At 64.1% G+C, this 20,581-nt stretch carries 23 protein-coding genes; 17 read left to right on the forward strand and 6 right to left on the reverse strand.

Annotated elements, in window-relative coordinates; all coding sequences use genetic code 11:
• Window positions 1–22 precede the first annotated feature (22 nt).
• The 13 genes from J2126_RS12515 to J2126_RS12575 all read left to right on the forward strand — a co-directional run bounded on the left by J2126_RS12515 (window position 23) and on the right by J2126_RS12575 (window position 12,404).
• A complete protein-coding gene (locus tag J2126_RS12515; RefSeq protein ID WP_052819654.1) occupies window positions 23–2,008 on the forward strand; it encodes a conjugal transfer protein TraG in 1,986 nt (661 codons plus the stop codon).
• Between the two features lie 8 nt (window positions 2,009–2,016).
• Complete coding sequence (locus tag J2126_RS12520) at window positions 2,017–2,451, forward strand: hypothetical protein (RefSeq protein WP_052819655.1); 435 nt, start codon at window positions 2,017–2,019, stop codon at window positions 2,449–2,451.
• 217 nt (window positions 2,452–2,668) lie between these two features.
• Window positions 2,669–3,604 (forward strand): P-type conjugative transfer ATPase TrbB, encoded by a 936-nt coding sequence (trbB, locus tag J2126_RS12525; protein WP_082178887.1) that lies wholly within the window; start codon window positions 2,669–2,671, stop codon window positions 3,602–3,604.
• The gene (locus J2126_RS12530; RefSeq protein ID WP_052819657.1) at window positions 3,601–3,933 is read left to right on the forward strand and encodes a TrbC/VirB2 family protein; all 333 of its coding nucleotides are present in this window, start codon (window positions 3,601–3,603) and stop codon (window positions 3,931–3,933) included. Before trbB ends, J2126_RS12530 begins: the two co-directional genes overlap by 4 nt.
• A complete protein-coding gene (locus tag J2126_RS12535; protein WP_018429603.1) occupies window positions 3,933–4,214 on the forward strand; it encodes a VirB3 family type IV secretion system protein in 282 nt (93 codons plus the stop codon). Before J2126_RS12530 ends, J2126_RS12535 begins: the two co-directional genes overlap by 1 nt.
• Before the next feature lie 12 nt (window positions 4,215–4,226).
• A complete protein-coding gene (gene trbE / locus J2126_RS12540; protein WP_052819658.1) occupies window positions 4,227–6,683 on the forward strand; it encodes a conjugal transfer protein TrbE in 2,457 nt (818 codons plus the stop codon).
• Entirely contained in the window at window positions 6,680–7,450 is a 771-nt protein-coding gene (gene trbJ, locus J2126_RS12545; protein ID WP_052819659.1) for a P-type conjugative transfer protein TrbJ, read from the forward strand. Before trbE ends, trbJ begins: the two co-directional genes overlap by 4 nt.
• Window positions 7,451–7,460: 10 nt before the next feature.
• Window positions 7,461–7,850 (forward strand): putative entry exclusion protein TrbK-alt, encoded by a 390-nt coding sequence (gene trbK-alt, locus J2126_RS12550; protein ID WP_052819660.1) that lies wholly within the window; start codon window positions 7,461–7,463, stop codon window positions 7,848–7,850.
• 4 nt (window positions 7,851–7,854) lie between these two features.
• Entirely contained in the window at window positions 7,855–9,219 is a 1,365-nt protein-coding gene (gene trbL, locus J2126_RS12555) for a P-type conjugative transfer protein TrbL (RefSeq protein WP_052819661.1), read from the forward strand.
• Window positions 9,219–9,902 carry a conjugal transfer protein TrbF gene (gene trbF, locus J2126_RS12560; protein ID WP_052819662.1) on the forward strand — a complete coding sequence of 228 codons (684 nt, stop codon included), beginning with the start codon at window positions 9,219–9,221 and terminating at the stop codon, window positions 9,900–9,902. Before trbL ends, trbF begins: the two co-directional genes overlap by 1 nt.
• Window positions 9,899–10,948, forward strand: a complete 1,050-nt coding sequence (gene trbG, locus J2126_RS12565) for a P-type conjugative transfer protein TrbG (protein WP_052819663.1) — start codon at window positions 9,899–9,901, stop codon at window positions 10,946–10,948. The genes trbF and trbG overlap by 4 nt, the downstream gene beginning before the upstream one ends.
• On the forward strand, window positions 10,945–12,165 hold the full coding sequence (locus J2126_RS12570) for a TrbI/VirB10 family protein (RefSeq protein ID WP_052819664.1): 1,221 nt from the start codon (window positions 10,945–10,947) through the stop codon (window positions 12,163–12,165). Before trbG ends, J2126_RS12570 begins: the two co-directional genes overlap by 4 nt.
• Window positions 12,166–12,167: 2 nt before the next feature.
• Window positions 12,168–12,404 (forward strand): DUF2274 domain-containing protein, encoded by a 237-nt coding sequence (locus J2126_RS12575; RefSeq protein ID WP_026227538.1) that lies wholly within the window; start codon window positions 12,168–12,170, stop codon window positions 12,402–12,404.
• Here J2126_RS12575 and J2126_RS12580 read toward each other — a convergent pair.
• Window positions 12,401–13,297: a LysR family transcriptional regulator gene (locus tag J2126_RS12580; protein WP_052819665.1), complete on the reverse strand. Its 897-nt coding sequence runs from the start codon at window positions 13,295–13,297 to the stop codon at window positions 12,401–12,403. The genes J2126_RS12575 and J2126_RS12580 overlap by 4 nt on opposite strands.
• A gap of 190 nt (window positions 13,298–13,487) precedes the next feature.
• On the opposite strand from J2126_RS12580, the gene J2126_RS12585 reads away from it, so the two are divergent.
• Together J2126_RS12585 and J2126_RS12590 are read left to right on the forward strand one after the other, a co-directional pair.
• Window positions 13,488–14,087 carry a MarR family winged helix-turn-helix transcriptional regulator gene (locus J2126_RS12585; RefSeq protein WP_245327299.1) on the forward strand — a complete coding sequence of 200 codons (600 nt, stop codon included), beginning with the start codon at window positions 13,488–13,490 and terminating at the stop codon, window positions 14,085–14,087.
• A 26-nt stretch (window positions 14,088–14,113) separates the two neighbouring features.
• Window positions 14,114–15,073: a YeeE/YedE thiosulfate transporter family protein gene (locus J2126_RS12590; protein WP_052819667.1), complete on the forward strand. Its 960-nt coding sequence runs from the start codon at window positions 14,114–14,116 to the stop codon at window positions 15,071–15,073.
• A 38-nt stretch (window positions 15,074–15,111) separates the two neighbouring features.
• Here J2126_RS12590 and J2126_RS25335 read toward each other — a convergent pair whose 3' ends face one another.
• Together J2126_RS25335 and J2126_RS12595 are read right to left on the reverse strand one after the other, a co-directional pair.
• Window positions 15,112–15,609 (reverse strand): DUF6314 family protein, encoded by a 498-nt coding sequence (locus J2126_RS25335; protein ID WP_348634295.1) that lies wholly within the window; start codon window positions 15,607–15,609, stop codon window positions 15,112–15,114.
• A complete protein-coding gene (locus J2126_RS12595) occupies window positions 15,569–16,057 on the reverse strand; it encodes a YkgB family protein (RefSeq protein WP_052819669.1) in 489 nt (162 codons plus the stop codon). The genes J2126_RS25335 and J2126_RS12595 overlap by 41 nt, the downstream gene beginning before the upstream one ends.
• Window positions 16,058–16,346: 289 nt before the next feature.
• On the opposite strand from J2126_RS12595, the gene J2126_RS12600 reads away from it, so the two are divergent.
• Entirely contained in the window at window positions 16,347–16,490 is a 144-nt protein-coding gene (locus tag J2126_RS12600; protein WP_156316066.1) for a hypothetical protein, read from the forward strand.
• 316 nt (window positions 16,491–16,806) lie between these two features.
• Window positions 16,807–17,301 (forward strand): MarR family winged helix-turn-helix transcriptional regulator, encoded by a 495-nt coding sequence (locus J2126_RS12605; protein ID WP_004099028.1) that lies wholly within the window; start codon window positions 16,807–16,809, stop codon window positions 17,299–17,301.
• A 396-nt stretch (window positions 17,302–17,697) separates the two neighbouring features.
• On the opposite strand, the gene J2126_RS12610 is transcribed toward J2126_RS12605, so the two are convergent.
• Genes J2126_RS12610 through J2126_RS12620 form a run of 3 tightly spaced genes read right to left on the reverse strand, consistent with a single transcriptional unit; the run spans window position 17,698 to window position 20,550 of the window.
• Window positions 17,698–18,720, reverse strand: coding sequence for a zinc-binding alcohol dehydrogenase family protein (locus J2126_RS12610; protein ID WP_197283330.1), 1,023 nt, complete (start codon window positions 18,718–18,720; stop codon window positions 17,698–17,700).
• A complete protein-coding gene (gene msrA, locus J2126_RS12615) occupies window positions 18,701–19,285 on the reverse strand; it encodes a peptide-methionine (S)-S-oxide reductase MsrA (protein ID WP_082178899.1) in 585 nt (194 codons plus the stop codon). The genes J2126_RS12610 and msrA overlap by 20 nt, the downstream gene beginning before the upstream one ends.
• 32 nt (window positions 19,286–19,317) lie before the next feature.
• Window positions 19,318–20,550: a bifunctional alpha/beta hydrolase/OsmC family protein gene (locus J2126_RS12620; protein ID WP_052819671.1), complete on the reverse strand. Its 1,233-nt coding sequence runs from the start codon at window positions 20,548–20,550 to the stop codon at window positions 19,318–19,320.
• Window positions 20,551–20,581 lie beyond the last annotated feature (31 nt).

The raw sequence follows: 20,581 nt of genomic DNA on the forward strand, positions 1-20,581 counted from the left end.
AATCAAGAAAGGAGTGCCCGCCATGTCGGCGACCAAAATCCTCTGGGGCCAGATCCTCACCGTCTTCCTGATCGTGCTCATGACGACCTGGGCAGCGACGCAGTGGACGGCCTATCGGCTCGGCTTCCAGCCACAGCTCGGACTTCCGTGGTTCGAACTGGCTGGCTGGCCGATCTACTATCCGCCCGCCTTCTTCTGGTGGTGGTATTTCTACGATGCCTATGCCCCACCGATCTTCATCGAGGGCGCCTATATCGCCGCGTCCGGCGGCTTCATCTCCATCGCCGTCGCGATCGGCATGTCCGTCTGGCGGGCGCGCGAAGCCAAGAACGCCGAGACCTTCGGCTCCGCCCGATGGGCCGCTGCTCGCGAAGTGAGTGCCGCCGGCCTGCTGGGCGCGGATGGCGTCATCCTGGGAAAGTTCGAGCGCGACTATCTCCGCCATGACGGTCCCGAGCATGTGCTGTGCTTTGCGCCAACCCGGTCCGGCAAGGGTGTCGGCCTGGTCGTGCCATCACTGCTGACCTGGCCGGGTTCCGCCATCGTCCACGACATCAAGGGGGAGAACTGGACGCTGACGGCAGGCTTTCGATCCCGGCACGGCCGCGTGCTGCTGTTCGATCCTACCAACGCGAAGTCGGCCGCCTACAATCCTCTGCTCGAAGTCCGCCGCGGCGAGTGGGAGGTTAGAGACGTCCAGAACATCGCCGACATTTTGGTCGACCCGGAAGGCTCGCTCGAGAAAAGGAACCACTGGGAAAAAACCAGCCACGCGCTGCTGGTCGGCGCCATCCTGCACGTCCTCTACGCCGAGGCCGACAAGACCCTGGCTGGCGTCGCCGCCTTCCTCTCCGACCCGAAGCGGCCGATCGACTCGACGCTCGCCGCCATGATGAGGACCGCCCATCTCGGCGAGGCTGGCCCGCATCCGGTAATCGCTAGCGCGGCCCGCGAGTTGCTGAACAAATCCGACAACGAGCGATCGGGCGTGCTGTCCACCGCGATGTCGTTCCTCGGCCTCTATCGCGATCCCGTCGTCGCCGAAGTCACACGCCGCTGCGACTGGCGCATCACCGACATAGTCGGCGGCAAGCATCCGACGACGCTCTATCTCGTCGTGCCGCCGTCGGACATCAACCGCACCAAGCCGCTGATCCGTCTGATCCTCAATCAGATCGGCCGGCGGCTCACGGAGGATCTGAACGCGAAGGGCAACCGCCACCGGCTTCTCCTGATGCTCGACGAATTCCCGGCCCTCGGCCGCCTCGACTTCTTTGAGAGCGCGCTTGCCTTCATGGCCGGCTACGGCCTCAAAGCCTTCCTCATCGCCCAGTCGCTGAACCAGATCGAGAAGGCCTACGGGCCGAACAACTCGATCCTCGACAACTGCCATGTCCGCGTCAGCTTCGCGACCAATGACGAGCGGACCGCCAAGCGTGTCTCCGACGCGCTCGGCACCGCGACCGAGATGCGCGCGATGAAGAACTATGCCGGTCATCGCCTGTCGCCCTGGCTCGGTCACATGATGGTCTCGCGCTCGGAGACAGCCCGGCAACTGATGACGCCCGGCGAGATCATGCAGCTCCCGCCGTCCGACGAAATCGTCATGGTCGCCGGCACCCCGCCGATCCGCGCGAAGAAGGCGCGATACTATGAGGATCGCCGGTTTCAGGAACGCATCCTGCCACCGCCGAACCTCGTGAAACCGGCAACGGCTCGGCCGGACGACTGGAGCACGCTGCCACTTCCCGCGACGCCTGCGGTCGCGATGGCCACCAGCGGCGACGGATCGGAGGACGAGGATACGACCGACTCCGAGCGCCGGCACCAGCCGGAGCTAAGTCGCTCAAAACCCGTTGAGCCTAAGCAACCCATCGAAAACGAGTTCGAGATCGATCCTCGCGACGACGCCGATGAGGACGCCGCACGTCTCTCGCGCATGAACCAGACGATGCGCCAGGTGGCGCGGCAGGCGTCGCTTGATCCCGGCGACGGCATCGATCTTTAGGAGGCACAATGGCGAAGCCCCCCAAAAAGCAGCGCCTGTCTGTATATCTCGAACCGGAGGTCATGAAGGCGCTCGCCGCGCACGCGGGCCGTCGTGATCAATCCCTCTCGCTGATCGCGGAAGCCGGCATCGCCTCCTTCCTGTCGCCTGATGCTGCCGAACGGCAGGAGGCTGCGACGACGAAGCGGCTCGACCAGATCGACCGGCGAATGGCGCGGATGGAGCGCGATCTCGGAATCAGCGTCGAAACGCTGGCCGTGTTCATCCGCTTCTGGCTGACGACAAACCCGCCGCTGCCGGAGCCCGCACAGGCTGCGGCGCGCTCGAAAGCAGGCGAGCGCTACGAGGCGTTCGTCACCGCCCTCGGCCGGCGACTCGCTCACGGGCCGAAGCTTCGCCAGGAGATTTCGGAAGACATCGCGCCCGCGCGCGACACGGACTAATCACGACCGCGCCTACCACAAGTATTCCTGCGTTCCGCCGTTTCCCTGTATTTGTACGCCACAGTACGACGACCACAGCACGGTTGTTGTCAGGCCCTAATTTCTGCCTCTTCTACTCATCCCCGATCCAGGGCCGCATGTCGCGGTCCCGCAAGAGAACGGGGACGACGTGGCGGCAACTCAACAGAAATCGGAAGCGCTCCTTCGCGGTGCCCGCATGCTGCGCACGGCCCTCGGGCCGGCGATCGCCCGCTTTCTGGAAGATCCCGCGATCGTCGAGGTGATGCTCAATCCCGATGGGCGGCTCTGGGTCGACCGGCTTTCCGAAGGGCTTTCCGATACGGGTGAGCTGCTGTCGCCTTCAGACGGCGAGCGGATCATCCGTCTCGTCGCCCATCATGTCGGCGCCGAGGTTCATCCCGGAGCCCCGCGTGTGTCGGCCGAGCTTCCCGAGACGGGGGAAAGATTCGAGGGGCTGCTGCCCCCCGTGGTGTCAGCGCCAGCCTTCGCAATCCGCAAGCCCGCTGTCGCCGTGTTCACTCTCGACGATTATGTCGCCGCCGGCATCATGGCCGCAGGTCAGGCCGAGACGCTGCGCCAGGCCGTCGCCGACCGCCGTAACATCCTCGTTGCCGGCGGCACATCCACCGGCAAGACGACCCTCACCAACGCGCTGCTGGCCGAAGTCGCGAAGACCTCCGACCGCGTCGTGCTCATCGAGGACACGCGCGAACTGCAATGCGCCGCGCCCAATCTTGTCGCCATGCGGACGAAGGATGGCATCGCCTCACTTTCCGATCTCGTCCGCTCTTCGCTTCGCCTCCGCCCAGACCGCATCCCGATCGGCGAGGTGCGCGGGGCCGAGGCGCTCGATCTGCTGAAAGCCTGGGGCACCGGCCACCCCGGTGGAGTCGGCACCATCCACGCCGGCACCGCCATCGGCGCGCTTCGTCGCATGGAGCAGCTAATCCAGGAAGCAGTCGTCACCGTCCCGCGCGCGCTGATCGCGGAGACGATTGATCTCATCGCCGTGCTGTCCGGCCGTGGCGCATCGCGCCACCTCGCCGAACTCGCCCGCATCGAGGGGCTCGGCCCCGGCGGCGACTACCGCGTCACCCCCGCAACCCAGCCCCTTACAGGAGACCCGTCATGATTAAGCACGCCCGGCGCATCCGCCGGCATATCGCTACGGCGGTGTCCGTCGCCTTCGTCTCGCTGGCGATGGCGCCCGCCGCGCACGCGTCCGGTTCCTCCATGCCCTGGGAAGCACCGCTGCAATCCATCCTCGAGTCGATCGAGGGGCCGGTCGCCAAGATCATCGCGGTGATGATCATCATCATCACCGGCCTGACGCTGGCCTTCGGCGACACTTCCGGCGGTGCCCGCAAGCTGATCCAGATCGTCTTCGGCCTGTCGATCGCCTTCGCCGCGTCCAGCTTCTTCCTGTCGTTCTTCTCGTTCGGCGGCGGGGCGCTCGTCTGATGGCCAACGGCGCGGATCATCATGGCGAGCTGGCAGGCTTCTCAGTCCCGGTCCATCGGGCGCTGACCGAGCACATCCTGCTCGGCGGCGCGCCGCGCTCGCTCGCCATCCTCAACGGCACGCTGGCGGCAGCGCTCGGCCTCGGCCTGCGCCTCTGGCTGGTCGGTCTCGGCCTCTGGGCTCTCGGCCACTTCGCGGCCGTCTGGGCAGCCAAGCGCGATCCGCAGTTCGTCGATGTCGTGCGCAAGCATCTGCGCATCCCCGGCCACCTGTCGGTTTGAGGAGGAACGACGATGATGAACCTTGCCGAATATCGCAACCGCAATACCCGGCTCGCTGACTTCCTGCCCTGGGTCGCGCTGGTCGGCGAAGGGATCGTGCTGAACAAGGACGGGAGCCTGCAGCGCACGGCACGCTTCCGCGGCCCGGACCTCGACAGCGCCGTACCGGCCGAGCTGGTCGCCGTCGCCGGCCGGCTCAACAACGCGTTTCGCCGCCTCGGCTCTGGTTGGGCGATCTTCGTCGAGGCGCAGCGCCATGGCGCCGCCACCTATCCGGCAAGCATGTTCGCCGACAGCGCCTCCGCCCTGGTCGACGCCGAACGCAAAGCCGATTTCGAGGAAGCCGGCGCGCATTTTGAGTCCAGCTACTTCCTCACCTTCCTCTATCTGCCGCCGGCCGAGGACGCCGCGCGCGCTGAGACCTGGCTCTACGAGGGCCGCGATCACGCGGGCGTCGACGCCCACGAGATCCTGCGCGGCTTCGCTGACCGCACCGACCGCATCCTCCAGCTCATCGACGCCTTCATGCCGGAATGCGCCTGGCTCGATGACGGCGAGACCCTGACCTATCTGCACTCGACGGTTTCGACGAAGCGGCACCGCGTCCGCGTGCCCGAGACGCCGATGTATCTCGACGCGCTGCTCGCCGATCAGCCGTTGACCGGCGGGCTCGAACCCCGGCTCGGCAACGCACATGTCCGCATCCTCACCATTGTCGGCTTCCCGACCGCGACCACGCCCGGCATCCTCGATGAGCTGAACCGGCTGGCCTTTCCCTATCGCTGGTCAACACGCGCCGTCCTGCTCGACAAGACCGACGCCACCAAGCTGCTGACGAAGATCAGGCGTCAGTGGTTCGCCAAGCGCAAGTCGATCGCCGCCATCCTCAAGGAGGTGATGACCAACGAGGCCTCTGCGCTGGTCGATACCGATGCGGCCAACAAGGCCGCCGACGCCGACATGGCGTTGCAGGAGCTGGGCGCTGACTATGCGGGCCAGGCCTATGTGACGGCGACTATCACCGTCTGGGACAATGACCCCCGCATCGCCGCAGAGAAGCTTCGGTTGGTCGAGAAGGTCATCCAGGGCCGTGACTTCACCGCCATGCCGGAGACGATCAACGCGGTTGATGCGTGGTTCGGCTCACTGCCCGGCCATGTCTACGCCAATGTCCGCCAACCTCCCATCAGCACATTGAATCTCGCTCACATGATCCCGCTGTCGGCGGTGTGGGCGGGACCGGAACGGGACGAGCACTTCGATGCACCCCCACTGCTCTACGGCAGAACCGAGGGCTCGACCCCGTTCCGGCTTTCCATCCATGTCGGCGATGTCGGCCATACGCTGATCGTCGGCCCGACCGGCGCTGGCAAGTCAGTTCTCCTAGCGCTCATGGCGCTGCAGTTCCGGCGCTATCCGCAGTCTCAGGTTTTCGCCTTCGACTTCGGCGGATCGATCCGCGCCGCCGCGCTCGCCATGCGCGGCGACTGGCATGATCTCGGCGGCGGCCTGACCGAAGGCGCCGACGACAGCGTGTCCCTTCAGCCGCTCGCCCGCATCGACGACGTCGCCGAGCGCGCCTGGGCCGCGGACTGGCTGCTCGCGATCCTTGGGCGTGAGAGCGTGCCCGTTACGCCCGAGGTCAAGGAGCATCTCTGGTCATCGCTGACGTCCTTGGCCTCAGCGCCGATCACCGAGCGCACACTGACAGGCCTCTCGGTCCTCCTCCAGTCGAACGACCTGAAGCAGGCGTTGCGGCCATACTGCGTGGGCGGTCCCTATGGTCGACTGCTCGACGCCGAGGCCGAACATCTCGGCGAAGCCAACGTCCAGGCCTTCGAGACCGAAGGCCTGATCGGCACCGGCGCGGCTGCCGCTGTGCTTGCCTATCTCTTCCATCGCATCGAGGACCGCCTCGACGGTCGGCCGACGCTCCTCATCGTCGACGAAGGATGGCTCGCCCTCGACGATGAGGGCTTCGCCGGTCAGCTCCGCGAATGGCTGAAGACACTGCGCAAGAAGAACGCCAGCGTCATCTTCGCCACCCAATCGCTCTCCGATATCGACGCCTCAGCGATCGCGCCGGCCATCATCGAGAGCTGCCAGACGCGCATCCTGCTCCCCAACGAACGCGCGATCGAGCCGCAGATCACCGCGATCTATCGCCGCTTCGGGCTGAACGATCGCCAGATCGAGATCCTCGCGCGGGCAATGCCCAAACGCGATTACTACTGCCAGTCGCGGCGCGGCAACCGGCTGTTCGAACTGGGCCTGTCGGACGTCGCGCTGGCGCTTTGCGCCGCGTCGTCGAAGCAGCACCAGGCGCTCATCGCCGAGGTTCACGCCCGCAGTGGCACAGACGGCTTCCTCGCCGACTGGCTCGGCGAGAACCGGCTCGGTTGGGCCGCAGACCTCATCGCAGACCTTACCAACGTCACCCCCCAAATTGATCCGGAGGCACGCCCATGACCCGTTCCGTTCGCTCCCGCTCGCGCGCGCTGCGCATGACGGCCGCAATGCTTGCCGCGCCGATCGCGCTGTCGCCAGTCTTCGCGCCGCCCGCGGCCGCGCAGTGGATCGTCTACGATCCAACAAACTATGCGCAGAACGTCCTGACGGCGGCGCGCACGCTCCAGCAGGTCAATCAGCAGATCACCCAGCTTCAGAATGAAGCCACCATGCTGATCAACCAGGCCCGCAATCTGGCGAGCCTGCCATATTCATCGCTCCAGCAGCTTCAGCAGTCGGTACAGCGCACCCAACAGCTCCTGCAACAGGCGCAGGGCATCGCCTATGACGTCCAACGCATCGACCAGGCCTTCACATCGACCTACGGCAACGCCTCGATGTCGGCCTCCGACCAAGCGCTCGTGGCGCAGGCGCGGGAGCGCTGGCAGAACACGGTTGGCGGCCTGCAGGATGCGATGCGCGTTCAGGCTGGCGTCGTCGGCAACATCGATACCAACCGTGCCGAGATGTCGTCACTGGTCGGCCAGAGTCAGGGCGCAACCGGCGCTTTGCAGGCAACGCAAGCGGGCAATCAGCTCCTGGCGCTTCAAACCCAGCAGCTCGCCGACCTTACCGCGGTTGTCGCCGCCAATGGTCGCGCACAGAGCCTGTCCGAGGCCGAGCGCGCCGCCGCGGCCGAACAGGGTCGCGAGCAGCGCCGCCGATTCCTGACGCCGGGCAGCGGCTACCAGCCCGGCAACGCCCGCATGTTCCCGAACGGCAACTGAGGGCGCGGCCATGGACGGCAAGATGCTCGCACGGCTCGGCGCTGTGGTGTTCGTGGCCGTCGCGATCACTGCGACCGCGATCGAGATGAACCGGAAAGAGGAAGTGCGGGAGGCGTGGCCGTCCGGCCGGACCACCCAAGCGCAGGGCGATCCGTTGCGCGACGAACTGATCCGCTGCCAGGTGCTCGGCGAAGCGGGGCCGCGCGATCCGGCGTGCCTGCGGGCCTGGGCCGAAAACCGCAACCGCTTCCTCGCGCCCGGCGCGCGACCTACCGAGCGCTTGCCGGACATCCCGCCAGCGCCGCGAAACACTCTCATACCCCAATCGGACCGCACCGATCAGCCGGCCTTCGAGCCCGCCGCACCGATCGCGCCGCCGCAGTTCGACGAGGCGAGATAAGATCATGGGCGGCACCGGCGTCATTGACCATTTTCTTGAGGTCTTCACCCGCTACATCGACAGCGGATTCGGGCTACTCAGCGGCGAAGTCGCCTTCATCGCCACCACCCTGATCGTCATCGACGTGACGCTGGCGGCGCTGTTCTGGAGCTGGGGCGCCGACGACGACATCATGGCCCGCCTGGTGAAGAAGACGCTGTTCGTCGGCGTGTTCGCCTACATCATCGGTAATTGGAACAACCTCGCCCGGATCATTTTCGAGAGCTTCGCCGGCCTCGGCCTGAAGGCTAGCGGCACCGGGTTCACCACGGCCGACCTCTTGCGCCCTGGCAAGGTCGCTCAGACCGGGCTCGACGCCGGACGGCCGCTGCTCGATTCCATCTCCAGCCTCATGGGCTACTGGTCGTTCTTCGAGAACTTCATCCAGATCGCCTGCATGTTCCTGGCCTGGGCGCTGGTGCTGCTCGCTTTTTTCATCCTCGCCATCCAGCTCTTCGTCACGCTCATCGAGTTCAAGCTGACGACGCTCGCCGGCTTCGTGCTGATCCCGTTCGGCCTGTTCGGCAAGTCGGCCTTCATGGCCGAACGCGTGCTCGGCAACGTCATCTCCTCCGGCATCAAGGTGCTGGTGCTGGCCGTCATCATCGGCATCGGCTCGACGCTCTTCTCCGAGTTTACGTCCGGCTTCGGTGGCCAGAATCCCTCGATCGATGAAGCCATGGCGATCGTGCTCGCCGCGCTGTCGCTGCTCGGCCTCGGCATCTTCGGTCCCGGTATCGCCAGCGGCATCGTTTCCGGTGGCCCGCAGCTCAGCGCCGGCGCTGCGGTCGGCACCGGCTTGGCCGCAGGCGGCATGGTGGCCCTCGGTGCTGGCGCCGTCGGCGCCGCTGCATCCGGGGGAGCGGCCTTGGCTGGCGGTGCGGCCGCTGCCGCCCGCGGCGGTGCTGCGGTCGCAGGCGGCGCATCCACCGCATACAGCCTTGGCGCCGCCGGACAGTCTGGTGCGGCCGGCGTCGCTTCCGGGCTTGGCGGCGTTGCCCGCGCTGGCGGCAGCGCCGCCGTCTCGCCGCTCCGCAGGGCGGCATCGCGCGCCGCCGAAAGCATGAAGTCCAGCTTCAATGCTGGCGGCAAAGCCGCCTTCGAGGCGACGGGCGGAACATCCACGATGGGCTCGATCGGGGGAGATGCCGCCGGTGACGGCGCCGCTTCCGCAGGTTCCGCGAGCGCCGGAGGCCCGCCCGCCTGGGCGCAGCGGATGCGCCGCTCACAACACATGACCCATGCCGCTCAGGCCACAGCCCACGCCGTCCGTTCCGGCGACGCCCATGGCGGCGGCTCCTCCGTCAATCTCTCCGAAGGGGACCGCTGATGTTCAAACGACCCTCCACCCATTACGGCAAGGCTCTCGAGCCGGAGACGCCCTATCAGCGCGCCGCCCAGGTCTGGGATGAGCGCATCGGCGCCTCGCGCGTGCAGGCCAAAAACTGGCGCCTGATGGCGTTTGGCTCGCTGATCCTCTCGGCCGGGTTCGCTACCGCGCTCGTCGTGCAGTCTGCCCGGGGAACGATCGTACCGTGGGTAGTTCAGGTCGATCGCCTTGGACAGGCTCAGGCCGTTGCGCCCGCCGAGGCGGACTATCGTCCCACCGATCCACAGATCGCCTTCCACCTGGCGCGTTTCATCGAGCAGGTCCGGAGCATTCCCGCCGATGCGATCATCGTGCGCCAGAACTGGTTGCGGGCCTACGACTTCACGACCGATCGCGGAGCCATGGCGCTCAATGATTATGCCCGGTCCAACGACCCGTTCACGCGGGTCGGCCGCCAGCAGGTCGCCGTCGACGTCTCCAGCGTCATCCGTGCCTCGCCGGACAGCTTCCGTGTCGCCTGGGTCGAGCGTCGCTACGAGAACGGCCAGCTCGCCGACACCACGCGCTGGACCGCGATCCTGACGATCGTGGTGCAGGTCCCCCGCAATGCCGACCGGCTCAGGGCGAACCCGCTCGGCATCTACGTCAACGCCATCAACTGGTCACGGGAGCTTGGGCAATGAAGCCGTCTTTCCGTAAAGCCGGAAATCCGGCTTCACACACGCACGTACTCCCGGCTCTCCGTCGAGCCGCAGTCCCCTTTGTCCTGTTGGCGACGACTGCGCTCGCCGGCTGCGCGACCACCAATCCGCCGCCGGAAATCTCCTACGACAATGCGGCTCCCGCCGTGCAGACGGTCGACCCACCTGCGCCGGTCACCGTGGTCGAACTGCCCCGACCGCTACCGCTGCCTGGCCAATTGCAGCGTGTGGAGGAGACGCGGCGTGCCCCGGAGCCTTCTAATCCGACCGCTCGCGTCAACCAGGCAAACGAGGCGGCACGAGTCCAGCCGGTGCGCGACGGCTTCATTAACTCGATGCAGGTCTACCCGTGGACTCAAGGGGCGCTTTATCAAGTCTATACCGCCGTCGGGCAGATCACCGACATCGCGCTCCAACCCGGGGAGCAGCTTGTCGGCGCAGGCCCGGTGGCCGCCGGCGACACAGTGCGCTGGATCATCGGCGACACCGAGAGCGGATCAGGCGCAACGCGCCAGATCCACATCCTCGTGAAGCCCACCCGCGCCGACCTGATGACCAACCTCGTCATCAACACCAATATGCGCACCTATCACATGGAACTGCGCTCGACAGAGCGCACCTATATGGCGTCGGTCTCGTGGCAGTATCCGCAGGACCAGCTCATCGCGCTGCGTCGGCAGAACGCCGAGGCGCAGGCGGCCCAGCCGGTGGCGAGCGGCGTCGATCTCGCGAACGTCAACTTCCGCTATGCGATCGAGGGCGACCGTGCGCCGTGGCGGCCTCTGCGCGCCTTCGACGACGGTCGCCAGGTCTTCATCGAGTTTCCGCGCGGCATCGGTCAGGGCGAGATGCCGCCACTCTTCGTCGTCGGCCCCGAGGGCAACACCTCTGAGCTCGTGAACTATCGCGTTCGCGGCCACCACATGATCGTTGATCGTCTGTTCGCGGCTGCCGAACTTCGCTTCGGCTCCGGCCGCGAGCAGAAGCGCGTCAGGATCGTCCGCACAGACGGGAGGCCGACCTCGTGAGCGAGAACCCGCCCCGGATTGAGGAAGTGCCGGACGACGATGCGCAGCCCCTGACCGGCGAGCCGGTCGGGCCTGCGCCGATGCGACTGCGGGCCGAACCGCCCCGCGTCACCCGGTTGTCGCGGAAGGTTCTCGCCGGCCTCGGTCTTGTCGCCAGCGTCGGGCTCGGAGGTGCGCTGATCTACGCGCTTCAGACCCGCGACGCCGGTCGGCCGAACGACGAACTCTATTCGACCGAGAACCGCTCGACCGCTGACGGACTGGCCGGCCTGCCGCGAGATTACAGTGGCGTGCCACAGCTCGGTCCCCCTCTTCCCGGTGACCTCGGCCGGCCGATCCTTAGTACCCAGGATCGCGGACAGCCGGTGCCCACACCCGGGACGGCCACGCCCAATCCCGGCATCAGCCCGGAAGAGCAGCGCCGCCTTCAGGAAATCGAGACCGCGCGCACCAGCCGTCTCTTCTCCGGATCGGAAAGCCGGGGCACACCCGCTGCTGCGGGAGCTGCCCCAGCGCTCGCGCCGGCGCCGGATTTGGCGAGCATTGGCCTCGCTCCGCCGCCCGCCACGCCCTCGGCGCAGGACCGGCAGAACGCGTTTCTGAACGCCGCGGCCGATCGCAGGACGGTTGCGCCCGATCGCGTCGCTGCGCCAGTATCGCCGAACGTCCTTCAGGCGGGAGCAGTGATATCCGCGGCGCTGATCACCGGCATCCGATCCGATCTACCCGGCCAGATCACCGCGCAGGTCACCGAAAACATCTACGACAGCCCAACCGGCCGTATCTTGCTTGTGCCGCAAGGCACTCGTGTGGTCGGGCAGTACGACAACAACGTGCAGTTCGGCCAGAGCCGAGTCCTGCTCGTCTGGACTCGGCTCGTCTTCCCGAACGGGCGCTCGATCGTTCTCGAGCGCCAGCCTGGTGCTGACGCTGAAGGGTTCGCCGGGCTTCAGGATGGCGTCGATTACCATTGGTGGGATCTGGCCAAGGCTGCGGGATTGTCGACACTGCTGAGCGTCGGCGCCGAACTCGCGGTCGACAACGACGATCGGCTCGTTCAGGCGATCCGGAACGGTGGGCAGGACACCATCAACGACGCAGGGCAGCAGATTGTGAGGCGTCAGCTCAACGTCGCGCCCACGATCACTATTCGGCCCGGATTTCCCGTGCGCGTTATCGTGACGCGAGACTTGGTACTGGAGCCATATGGAGGGTGATGATGTCGAAGCTTAAGCTAGGCCCCATCGCGGACGACAAGCCGCTTAAGGTACAGGTCGAGCTACCTGCAGCTCTCCACCAGGACCTTGTTGACTACGCCCACCTATTGGGCCGAGAGCAAGGTCAGTCCGCTGTTGACCCAGCTCGGTTAATCGTCCCGATGTTACAACGGTTCATCGCGACAGACCGTGGCTTCGCCAAAGCCAGGCGAACGTTGACGCCGGGGAGCGCCGATTAATCCGTGGTCCCCGCTCTAGAGGGGGTGTCGAAACACTTCAGCAGCAGCGGCAGAGTCGGGTTCTCGTTGTCACTGGAAGAAATTATAGCGGCCGTCGGCGCCTGCGCCGATGGGAGCGGGATCAACGCGATATCCGGCCGGTAGATCACGCTGGTGATGGTCAAGCCGAAGCCCTGTTCGACCATCGTCAGCAGGGTTTCTCGGCTGACTTGTTGGATCGAGAGTTGAACCGCTCCGTCTCCGGCGCCCACCATGCGCCGGAGTATGCCAGCGAGCTCACGCCCAGCGCCATCCGAGCGAACGAGGAAGACTTCGTCACAAATGTCCTCCCACGACAGCTCTGGCCGTGCTGCCAACTCGTGAAGCGGGGACAATGCTACGAACAGATCTGGTTCGCAGAGACGTCGAACTTGGAACTGAGGACTTTTGCTCGCACTCAGGCTGATTGCTGCGTCCAGTAATCCGCGCTTCACCCCCAAAGAGTTTTCTTCTGAAGTGCCTTCCTCAAGCTTTACCTCGATCGTCGGATGTCGATTTCTGAATGCCGCGAGAATGTCGATGATCGGGCACGCCGGAAACGCTTCGAGCATTCCAAACCTCACTAGCCCGGTCTTGAGCTTTCGTGCGGAGCGGATCTCCGTTGCGGCGTTACGAAGGTAGCGCGCTCCCACCACCGCTTGTTGAAGGAAGCGCTCACCTTCTGGAGTCAGCCCTGCCCCCGCTCGCGTACGCTTGAAGAGAGAAAAGCCAAGCTGGCGCTCAAACAGCTGCACACGTCGGCTGACGGTGGATTGCGATATCGATAGGCGCTCCGCCGCTCGGCGGAAGCTGCCGGCCTCGGCGACCTGAACGGCGTACTTCAGGTATCGGAGATCAAGAGTCAGGTCGGGCATGAGACCCGTCCGATCATACCGGCGGTCTCATCGGCGAACCGCCTGCGCCCGGTGAGCGGCACCCATGCACGTCCACTTTCATCGAGCCCACCCCCGCTAGCGCCTGGGGAACGAGCACGTCCGTTGATCTCAGATGTGGAATCCGAGCTGAGCCCCTCAATGAGCATGACCATGTCCGAATCTGTCATAGATGCATGCGGCGGTCATACATTTTCACACGCTTGAAGTCTATGCGCGAAGCATATATTCTTGCGGTATGGAGCCTGAGGTCGCCAAGTACCATTTAGGTGCACTCGCGTTGGCGGTTGCAGACAGCATCGCCAGTGTCTCGGCCTCGTTTTCACCAAGCGGCCGGGGGACCGCCGTGATGGTGTTACTCAGCATGGAGCCCGGACTGCCGATCAGCGTTTTGGCTACCTCGATCGGGCTTTCTCATGCCGGGACGGTGCGATTGATCGATAGGCTCGAGCGCGGACAGTTGGTGGAACGACGAAGACAAATCACCGACAGGCGGGCGCGCTTCATTCACCTCACCAATTCGGGGAAGAAGATAACGGAAGCCTTGCTCAAGGCACGGGAGCAGGTGATCTCCGAATGTGTTTCGCCCCTGTCGCCCAATGACCTCGACATTCTAGGCATGCTGTCGGAGCGGCTCCTTGTGGCAAACGGCTTCGACAAAGATGGCTCGGTCAGCCTTTGCCATCTGTGCGGCTACAGCAGGATCGCGCCTTCCCGTGGTAAAGCTAAGCCGGGGCGCTCGCCACGCTGGAACGTCGCATCAGAAGGCTGACGATATGATCAGGCAGGCTTGATATAATGGGATCGTTTGCGCTCGAACTTCTTCTATGCGTACTTGCCTTCGGGTTCGGATATGCGGCGAACCAAGGCGGAACCTGTTTAGTGGTGGCCGCTCATGAGTTACACAGAAGACAGCCGCCGAAAATGTTCGTCGGATTTCTCGCAGCGTCGGCAGCGGCAGGCCTGGTTGCGGTCCCGATAGTCTGGACGGGAACACTGGGCGCAACACTCGCACCCTCGACTAGCATCAATTTCCTACCGCTCATCGGCGCCATCGCCTTCGGCCTCGGCGCACTCATTAATGACACATGCCTGCTCGGATCGCTGGCGCGGCTTGGGGATGGGGAGATGCGACTTCTAGCTCTACCCTTGGGATTGGCGATTGGTATCTTGGCTGCCAACCATGGCAGGTTCGGCTACGATTCAACATGGCCAAGCTTAATCTCCAAACCGAGCGCAACAGGCCTCGTTACTCTCCTAGCCTTCCTAGTTGTGCTCGTGCTGGCACTCGTTTTCGTTTCCACGAAGAGCGTTCTGCGAACAAAGCCGGGTTGGTCGTTCGGCGCTTCGATGATTGGACTCGGTATCACTGGCGGACTTCTATATGCACTCTCGCCGGCCTGGACCTTCGCAGACGTGATTCAACGCGCCCTTCCTCTCAGAATGTCGCCGGCCGGCGAGGTCGCGCTCACTGCGGTGATCTCTTCGATCGCAGGCGCCCTTACCGCCTCCTTTCGCCAAGGAAATCTGCGTCTCCAACTGCCGACAGCCAATGGCATTCTGCGATCTGTCGTCGGCGGCACATTGATGGGTATCGGAATAGCGCTCATACCCGGCGGGAATGATGGGTTGATCCTCGCAGCGGTTCCGACTCTTTCACCTGGTGGGATAGTCGCCTACCTTCTGATGACGACGACAATCGTCTTCGGATTTGCAGCGCGTGGTAAGTTATTCCGGCGCTGCCTTTCACGGCCATGATAAGGGCAACAGAGGACTTGCCCTCCTGACATGAGCATTTATCCCGACCGGGAATATCGGCTGACTAGCTCGTATGCCTTTGCAGGCCCTTGGACCATGATGACCACTTCAAAGGCCGCCGGCCCCAGAATCCTGTAGGTTGCATGGTAGGTGTCGTCTCCGCAGGCATAGACGCCACTCGCTTCCAACCCGGTATCCGTCCGCGAGAAACTCACGCTGAGGAACTGCGTCCCGATATGAGGTCCGTCTGCGAACTCGACGACAACACTGTCCTCGCTCAAGCGATAGCGATACTGTCGGCACGCGGAGAATACTCTGCCATCTGCCAGTGTGAGAATGCTGCTCTCTCGATAAGCGAGCGCGCCTTCGCCGAAACGGGCGAAGACCGCGTCGCCATGCAGCTGAGCGCCTCCGGGCTCGATATCGCGACGGAGCATCCATGCCCCGCGGAGGTTCTGCAGGATTTGCACGCCCGCCGTCACGAGAGGACCACAGTCACGAGGGCGCAAGCGCCCCTCTGTGGCGGACCGAAGCACGCAGCAGCACGAGGGACGCCGCTAGCAGAACTGCGTCCTTCAGTAGAAACTGCCCTGGTGCAGCCGAAATCGCAGGAAAGCCGCCGGCAGTCTGCTCCGCGACACCTGGAGTGGTGATGAAAAAGGTCAGCGTGATCAGATATGTCGCCGCTGACATCAGTGCGCCGAGCGCAGAGAAGAGTGGACGAAATGCACCAAGGATCAGAACGAGACCGGTCGATAACTCGATAACGCCGATGAAATAGCTTTGCCCCTGCATCCCGAACATGCCCAGCCAATTCATGATCGGGCTGTGTTCGATAAACGGGGCGATACCATAGGCCTCGTACGCTGTGAACTTCATCGCGCCGAACCACAGAAATACGATCACGAGAGCCCATCTAAGCAGGCCAAGATCCCTCCGACCGTGCTCGGGGACAAGAAATTCATAACGGTCGAAAATGCTCATCTAAAATTCCTCAACAGTGGTCCCGTGGGAACGTCACGAACGTCGTCTACGTGCTTCGGGCAGGCGTTGCAGTATATGCGCGACGCATATACTAATAAGCGAGATATGTCGAGCGGCTGGCTCGCGCTTCGCTGCCTCACGAAGCCATCCTCATCGGCGATGCCTTTACCCAGCAAACGCGCGACCTTGCGGGATTTTGACTTGATGGGGCTGGCGCTCCGGGTGGGCCTATAGCCCGTTGGCAAACGTCCAGCCTGTACGGATGGACGCGGCCCTCGACGAGATAACCATGCCGACCGAAATCGTAGCAGCGATCGCCGCAATCCCCGACGTCGTGGAGCACGGACTGTTCCTCAATGGGATTGATACAATCGTGATCGCGCGCGGTGACACGATGGAAGTGCGACGCCGGGGGCAAGCGAGGTCTCGCTGATCTGCACCTGCGCGGCCTGGATGACAGCGCTGACGCGGAGTGATTCTCAGGCGCGACCTACGGCGATTCCGAGCGAAAAGGCTTGCCCTATAGCCGCCAGGTATCAACGGTTCCGCGGCCTTAGCGAGCCGGACCCGTTTTTTTCGGCGCGCTCGATCAGTCGAAATCCTCCGAAACCCTTTTAAAACAGGACATTTTCCACAAGCCGCGCGGCGGAAGAGGACCACGGTATGGCTTGCTGTCTATGCTCCGCGCACATATAGATGTGGCAATGGATGGACCTCGAGATCGAAACATTTTCGGGGCGTTCGCACTCATGATCAGCGACGACATCGTTCGCGCTAGTTCATCGCGGGCGCCGGAAGCTGGACCCGCCGCCTCAGCGCTGGCGTTGCTCGCGCACAAGCCCGGGCTCTCGATCCGTATGCTTGCGATCGGGGTGGGCCTTTCACATGCTGGAACTGTTCGCCTGGTGGATAGATTGGTAAGCGAGGGATTGATCGAGCGTAGGGAGCATTCGACAGACGGGCGCGCGCGATCCCTCTATCTTACTCCAACTGGCAAGGTCGCGAGCGACGAGGTCCTGGCCTCGCGCGATCAAGTGATTGCCGAAGGGCTATCGATCCTTAATCCAGACGAACTGAAAACCTTATCGGACATCGCTGAACGCGTTCTCCGAAATCGCTTGGAAAACCTCGAGCAGTCATACCGCATCTGCCGCTTGTGCTGCTACGAGGGCTGCACGAACTGCCCCGTCGATGCCGAATTGCATGAGCGAGGTGTGGACCGCGAGAAGAACGACGACGCGTAGGAGACTCGCAATTGCGGCAGCTCAACGCTGCTCAGATGGCGGGGCTTCATAATGCCAGCGAGCCTACCATCAGCCGCATTCTTTTGGCTACGCGTCAAGCCGGCCGATCGGGCATGGCGGTCTCATTCTAATATGTCGGTGATCGCCCCACTTTTAGCCGCTCAGTTGATCGGAACGCGGTTTCGGAAGCGGCCGTTCAAACCACTCGCTGCATTCCCATTTCTCTATGTCCGATAGGTAGTTTCGGGGAAAAGCAGTCGGGAACAGGTTTCGGGAACGCATGCTCCGGCAGGAGCGCAGCGCGCGTCCCAAGCGCGTTTTCCCGGTAGAGCTTCCCAATCGGCAAAGTGCGGGCCACCTCAGACTGCGAACGCGAAAAACCGCCTGGCTGGTCACTCAAGGCAGGGTAACGACGATTTTCGCTGCGGATACACCCGCCTTCAGGGCTTCCAAGGCAGCCTGGAGCATTTCAAGGCCCTGGCCCACGACCTTCGCCGGAGGGGCGGGGACGAACGTGCGCGCCGCGAGAGCCTGCGGCAGGAATTCGCGGTAGATCATTGGACCAACCTCGTCATCCTTGAGGCTCGTCCCGGAGATGTGCGTCGCCTCGACTCCAAATGGACGCTCGTCGGGCGGGGCCAGCGTCGCTGCCACGCGGCGCGAGCCCTCGCATCTCGCAATGACGGCAAAACAGTCTTTCATGTGACCGGTCGCGTGAAGCGTTCCAGCGAGACTGCGCCCGCGCATTGCCTCAATCACGTCTTCCACGATGGCTGGACTCGAGTGGTCAAGAACCTCGCTTGCACCCAGCTCCTTCAACAGGCCGGCGTTGCGCGCCGAAGCGGTGGCGACGCACCTGTAGCCCGACGCCACCGCGAGCTGGATGGCGTTGCAGCCAACGCTCGACGATCCACCCCAGACCAGAACGACCTCTGGACGCGCGGTCGGCGAGTGTAACGGTGGCGCGAGAGCCAACTGTGTCCTTCCGTAGAGCCCGCTTGCGGCGGTGCCAAGGCCAAGCGGGAGGACTGCCGCATCAGCGAAGGCCATGTTGTTGGGGATCGGCGCCGCCATGTGGTCCAGCACGATCGTGTGGTGCTGGAACGCACCCTGCGCAGGTTGATTTACGGTTGTCCCGACCGCCTGTCCGATGACTCGATCGCCGACCTTGAACCGCTCGACCGCGCCACCGACCGCCGCGACCTCACCGGAGACGTCGCTGCCGAGAATCGCGGGATAGTCGAGCCATGGCAAAAGCGCGACGTCCTGCAGAATCCAGTCGAGTGGGTTGATCGCGATGGCCGCGTTGCGGATCAATATCTCGTTCGCCGCCAGATGCGGCAGAGCGGTGACACCGATCCTCAGTGGCTGCCTCGGCGCTTTCTGCCAGGCGGCCTGATTAGTCACGGTTTCGGTCATCATCAACTCTTTTTGTCAAGTATACAGCTGGGCGTTCGTCTGAGCGGTCCAACCGCCAGGTCGGGCGCACGAAGTGGCAGCTATAGCCCCCAGGATAGCGCACCAGGTATTCTTGGTGCTCTGGCTCCGCCTCCCAAAAGGGTTCTTCTGGGTTGATCTCCGACACGACCGGGCCAGGCCAGCTTCCTGATGCCTCGATTTCCGCGATGGTTGTGAGGGCGACTTCCTTCTGCACTTCGGTGGTGTAGAAAATCGCCGATCGATAGCTCGGACCGACATCGCTGCCTTGTTGCTCGTAGGTCGTGGGGTCATGGATCTGGAAGAAGAGTTCCAAGAGCGAGCGATAGGCGAGAACGGAAGGGTCGAAGGTCACTTCCACTGCTTCCGCATGGCCGTAATGTCTCGCGTAGGTCGGATCAGGCATTTCTCCGCCTGTGTAACCGACACGCGTCGAAATGACTCCCCTGGCTCGGCGCAGCAAATCCTCCATGCCCCAGAAGCAGCCGCCTGCTAGAATTGCTCGCTCTGTCGCGGCCGCCCTATTGCCGGTAGGCGATTGGCTCACAGTCCGTTCGCCCTCCTCCGTGTGCGCCACGGTCAAGCCAGCCTCGCGGGATCCGCAGCCTGACTGGCGCTCAAGAGCTCGGTCTGCACGTCCGAACCCCGGATGAGACTCAGATCGACGGGACATCGATCAGCGATCGCGAGGATCCGAGCGCGCTGATCATCACTCAGCGGCCCATCGAGGACAATGGTGCGGGTGAACCGGTCGGGTGGCATCATGTCCGGCACCTTCTCGTGCTGCACGGTCGTGCTCGCCCGTTCGAGCGGAAAGCCCTTGCGGTTCGCATAGAGACGCATCGTCATCACCGTGCAGGCTGCGAGGCCGGCAGATACGAGTTCGTAGGGAGATAGTCCGGTCCCGAGGCCACCGACCGATGCTGGCTCGTCGGCGAACAGAGTGTGCTCGCCGCTGCGGACCTTGAGCTGGAACGTCCCTGCAAGAGTTTCGGTGGCGACGACGCCCTCCGCAACCTCGACCTGCGGAAGATCCGCGCTGAGTGGTGGGAGAAAGCGGCTCGCCCAAACCGCCACCATGGCCGCGGCGTAGTTCGCGTCCGCGACGTCGGTGAGAAGGTGATCCGCGTTGTCGAGCGAGATGAAGCTTTTAGGGTGCCTGGACGCGACGAAGATGCGCGACGCGTGGTCGATGCCGACCACCTGATCCAGCGGAGAGTGCATGACCAGCACCGGCCGTCGCAGGGAGGCAATGGCCTTCTCGACGTCGATCCCCTCAACCGCCTCAAGGAACCCTCGGCGAATGAGGAAGGGCCTACCGGCAATCTCCACCGAGGCCTCGCCCTCGCTCGCGATGGTGTCCAGATCATTCGGTCCGAAGAGGCGCAAGATATGCTGAAGGTCGGCCGGCGCACCAATCGTCGCTACCGCCGCAATATCAGGCATGTCGGCGGCGGCTACGATCGCAGCGGTGCCACCCAGGCTGTGCCCGACGAGGAGGGACGGTGACATGCCCGCCGCCGCCATCGCCTTTGCGGCGGCCCGAAGGTCCTCGACGTCCGACGCGAAGTTCACAGGTTCTCCCGTCCCACCGCCGATCCCGGTCCCGGCGAAATCGAACCTCAAGACCCCGATGCCCGCACGCGACAGCGCGCGCGAGATGTGAACAGCGGCGCGACTGTCTTTCCCGCACGTGAAGCAGTGGGCGAAGATCGCCCAGCCCCGCGGCGTCCCTTCCGGCGGTTCGAGGTGCCCGGACAGCGGAGAGCCAGCCCCACTGACAAACGTAAATGATCTTCCTGCCATGTCCATCAAACCTCCAGCACGCGGCTTGGCGGTTGCG

Origin of the sequence: Xanthobacter flavus (assembly GCF_017875275.1) — a bacterium.
GTDB lineage: Bacteria > Pseudomonadota > Alphaproteobacteria > Rhizobiales > Xanthobacteraceae > Xanthobacter > Xanthobacter flavus_A.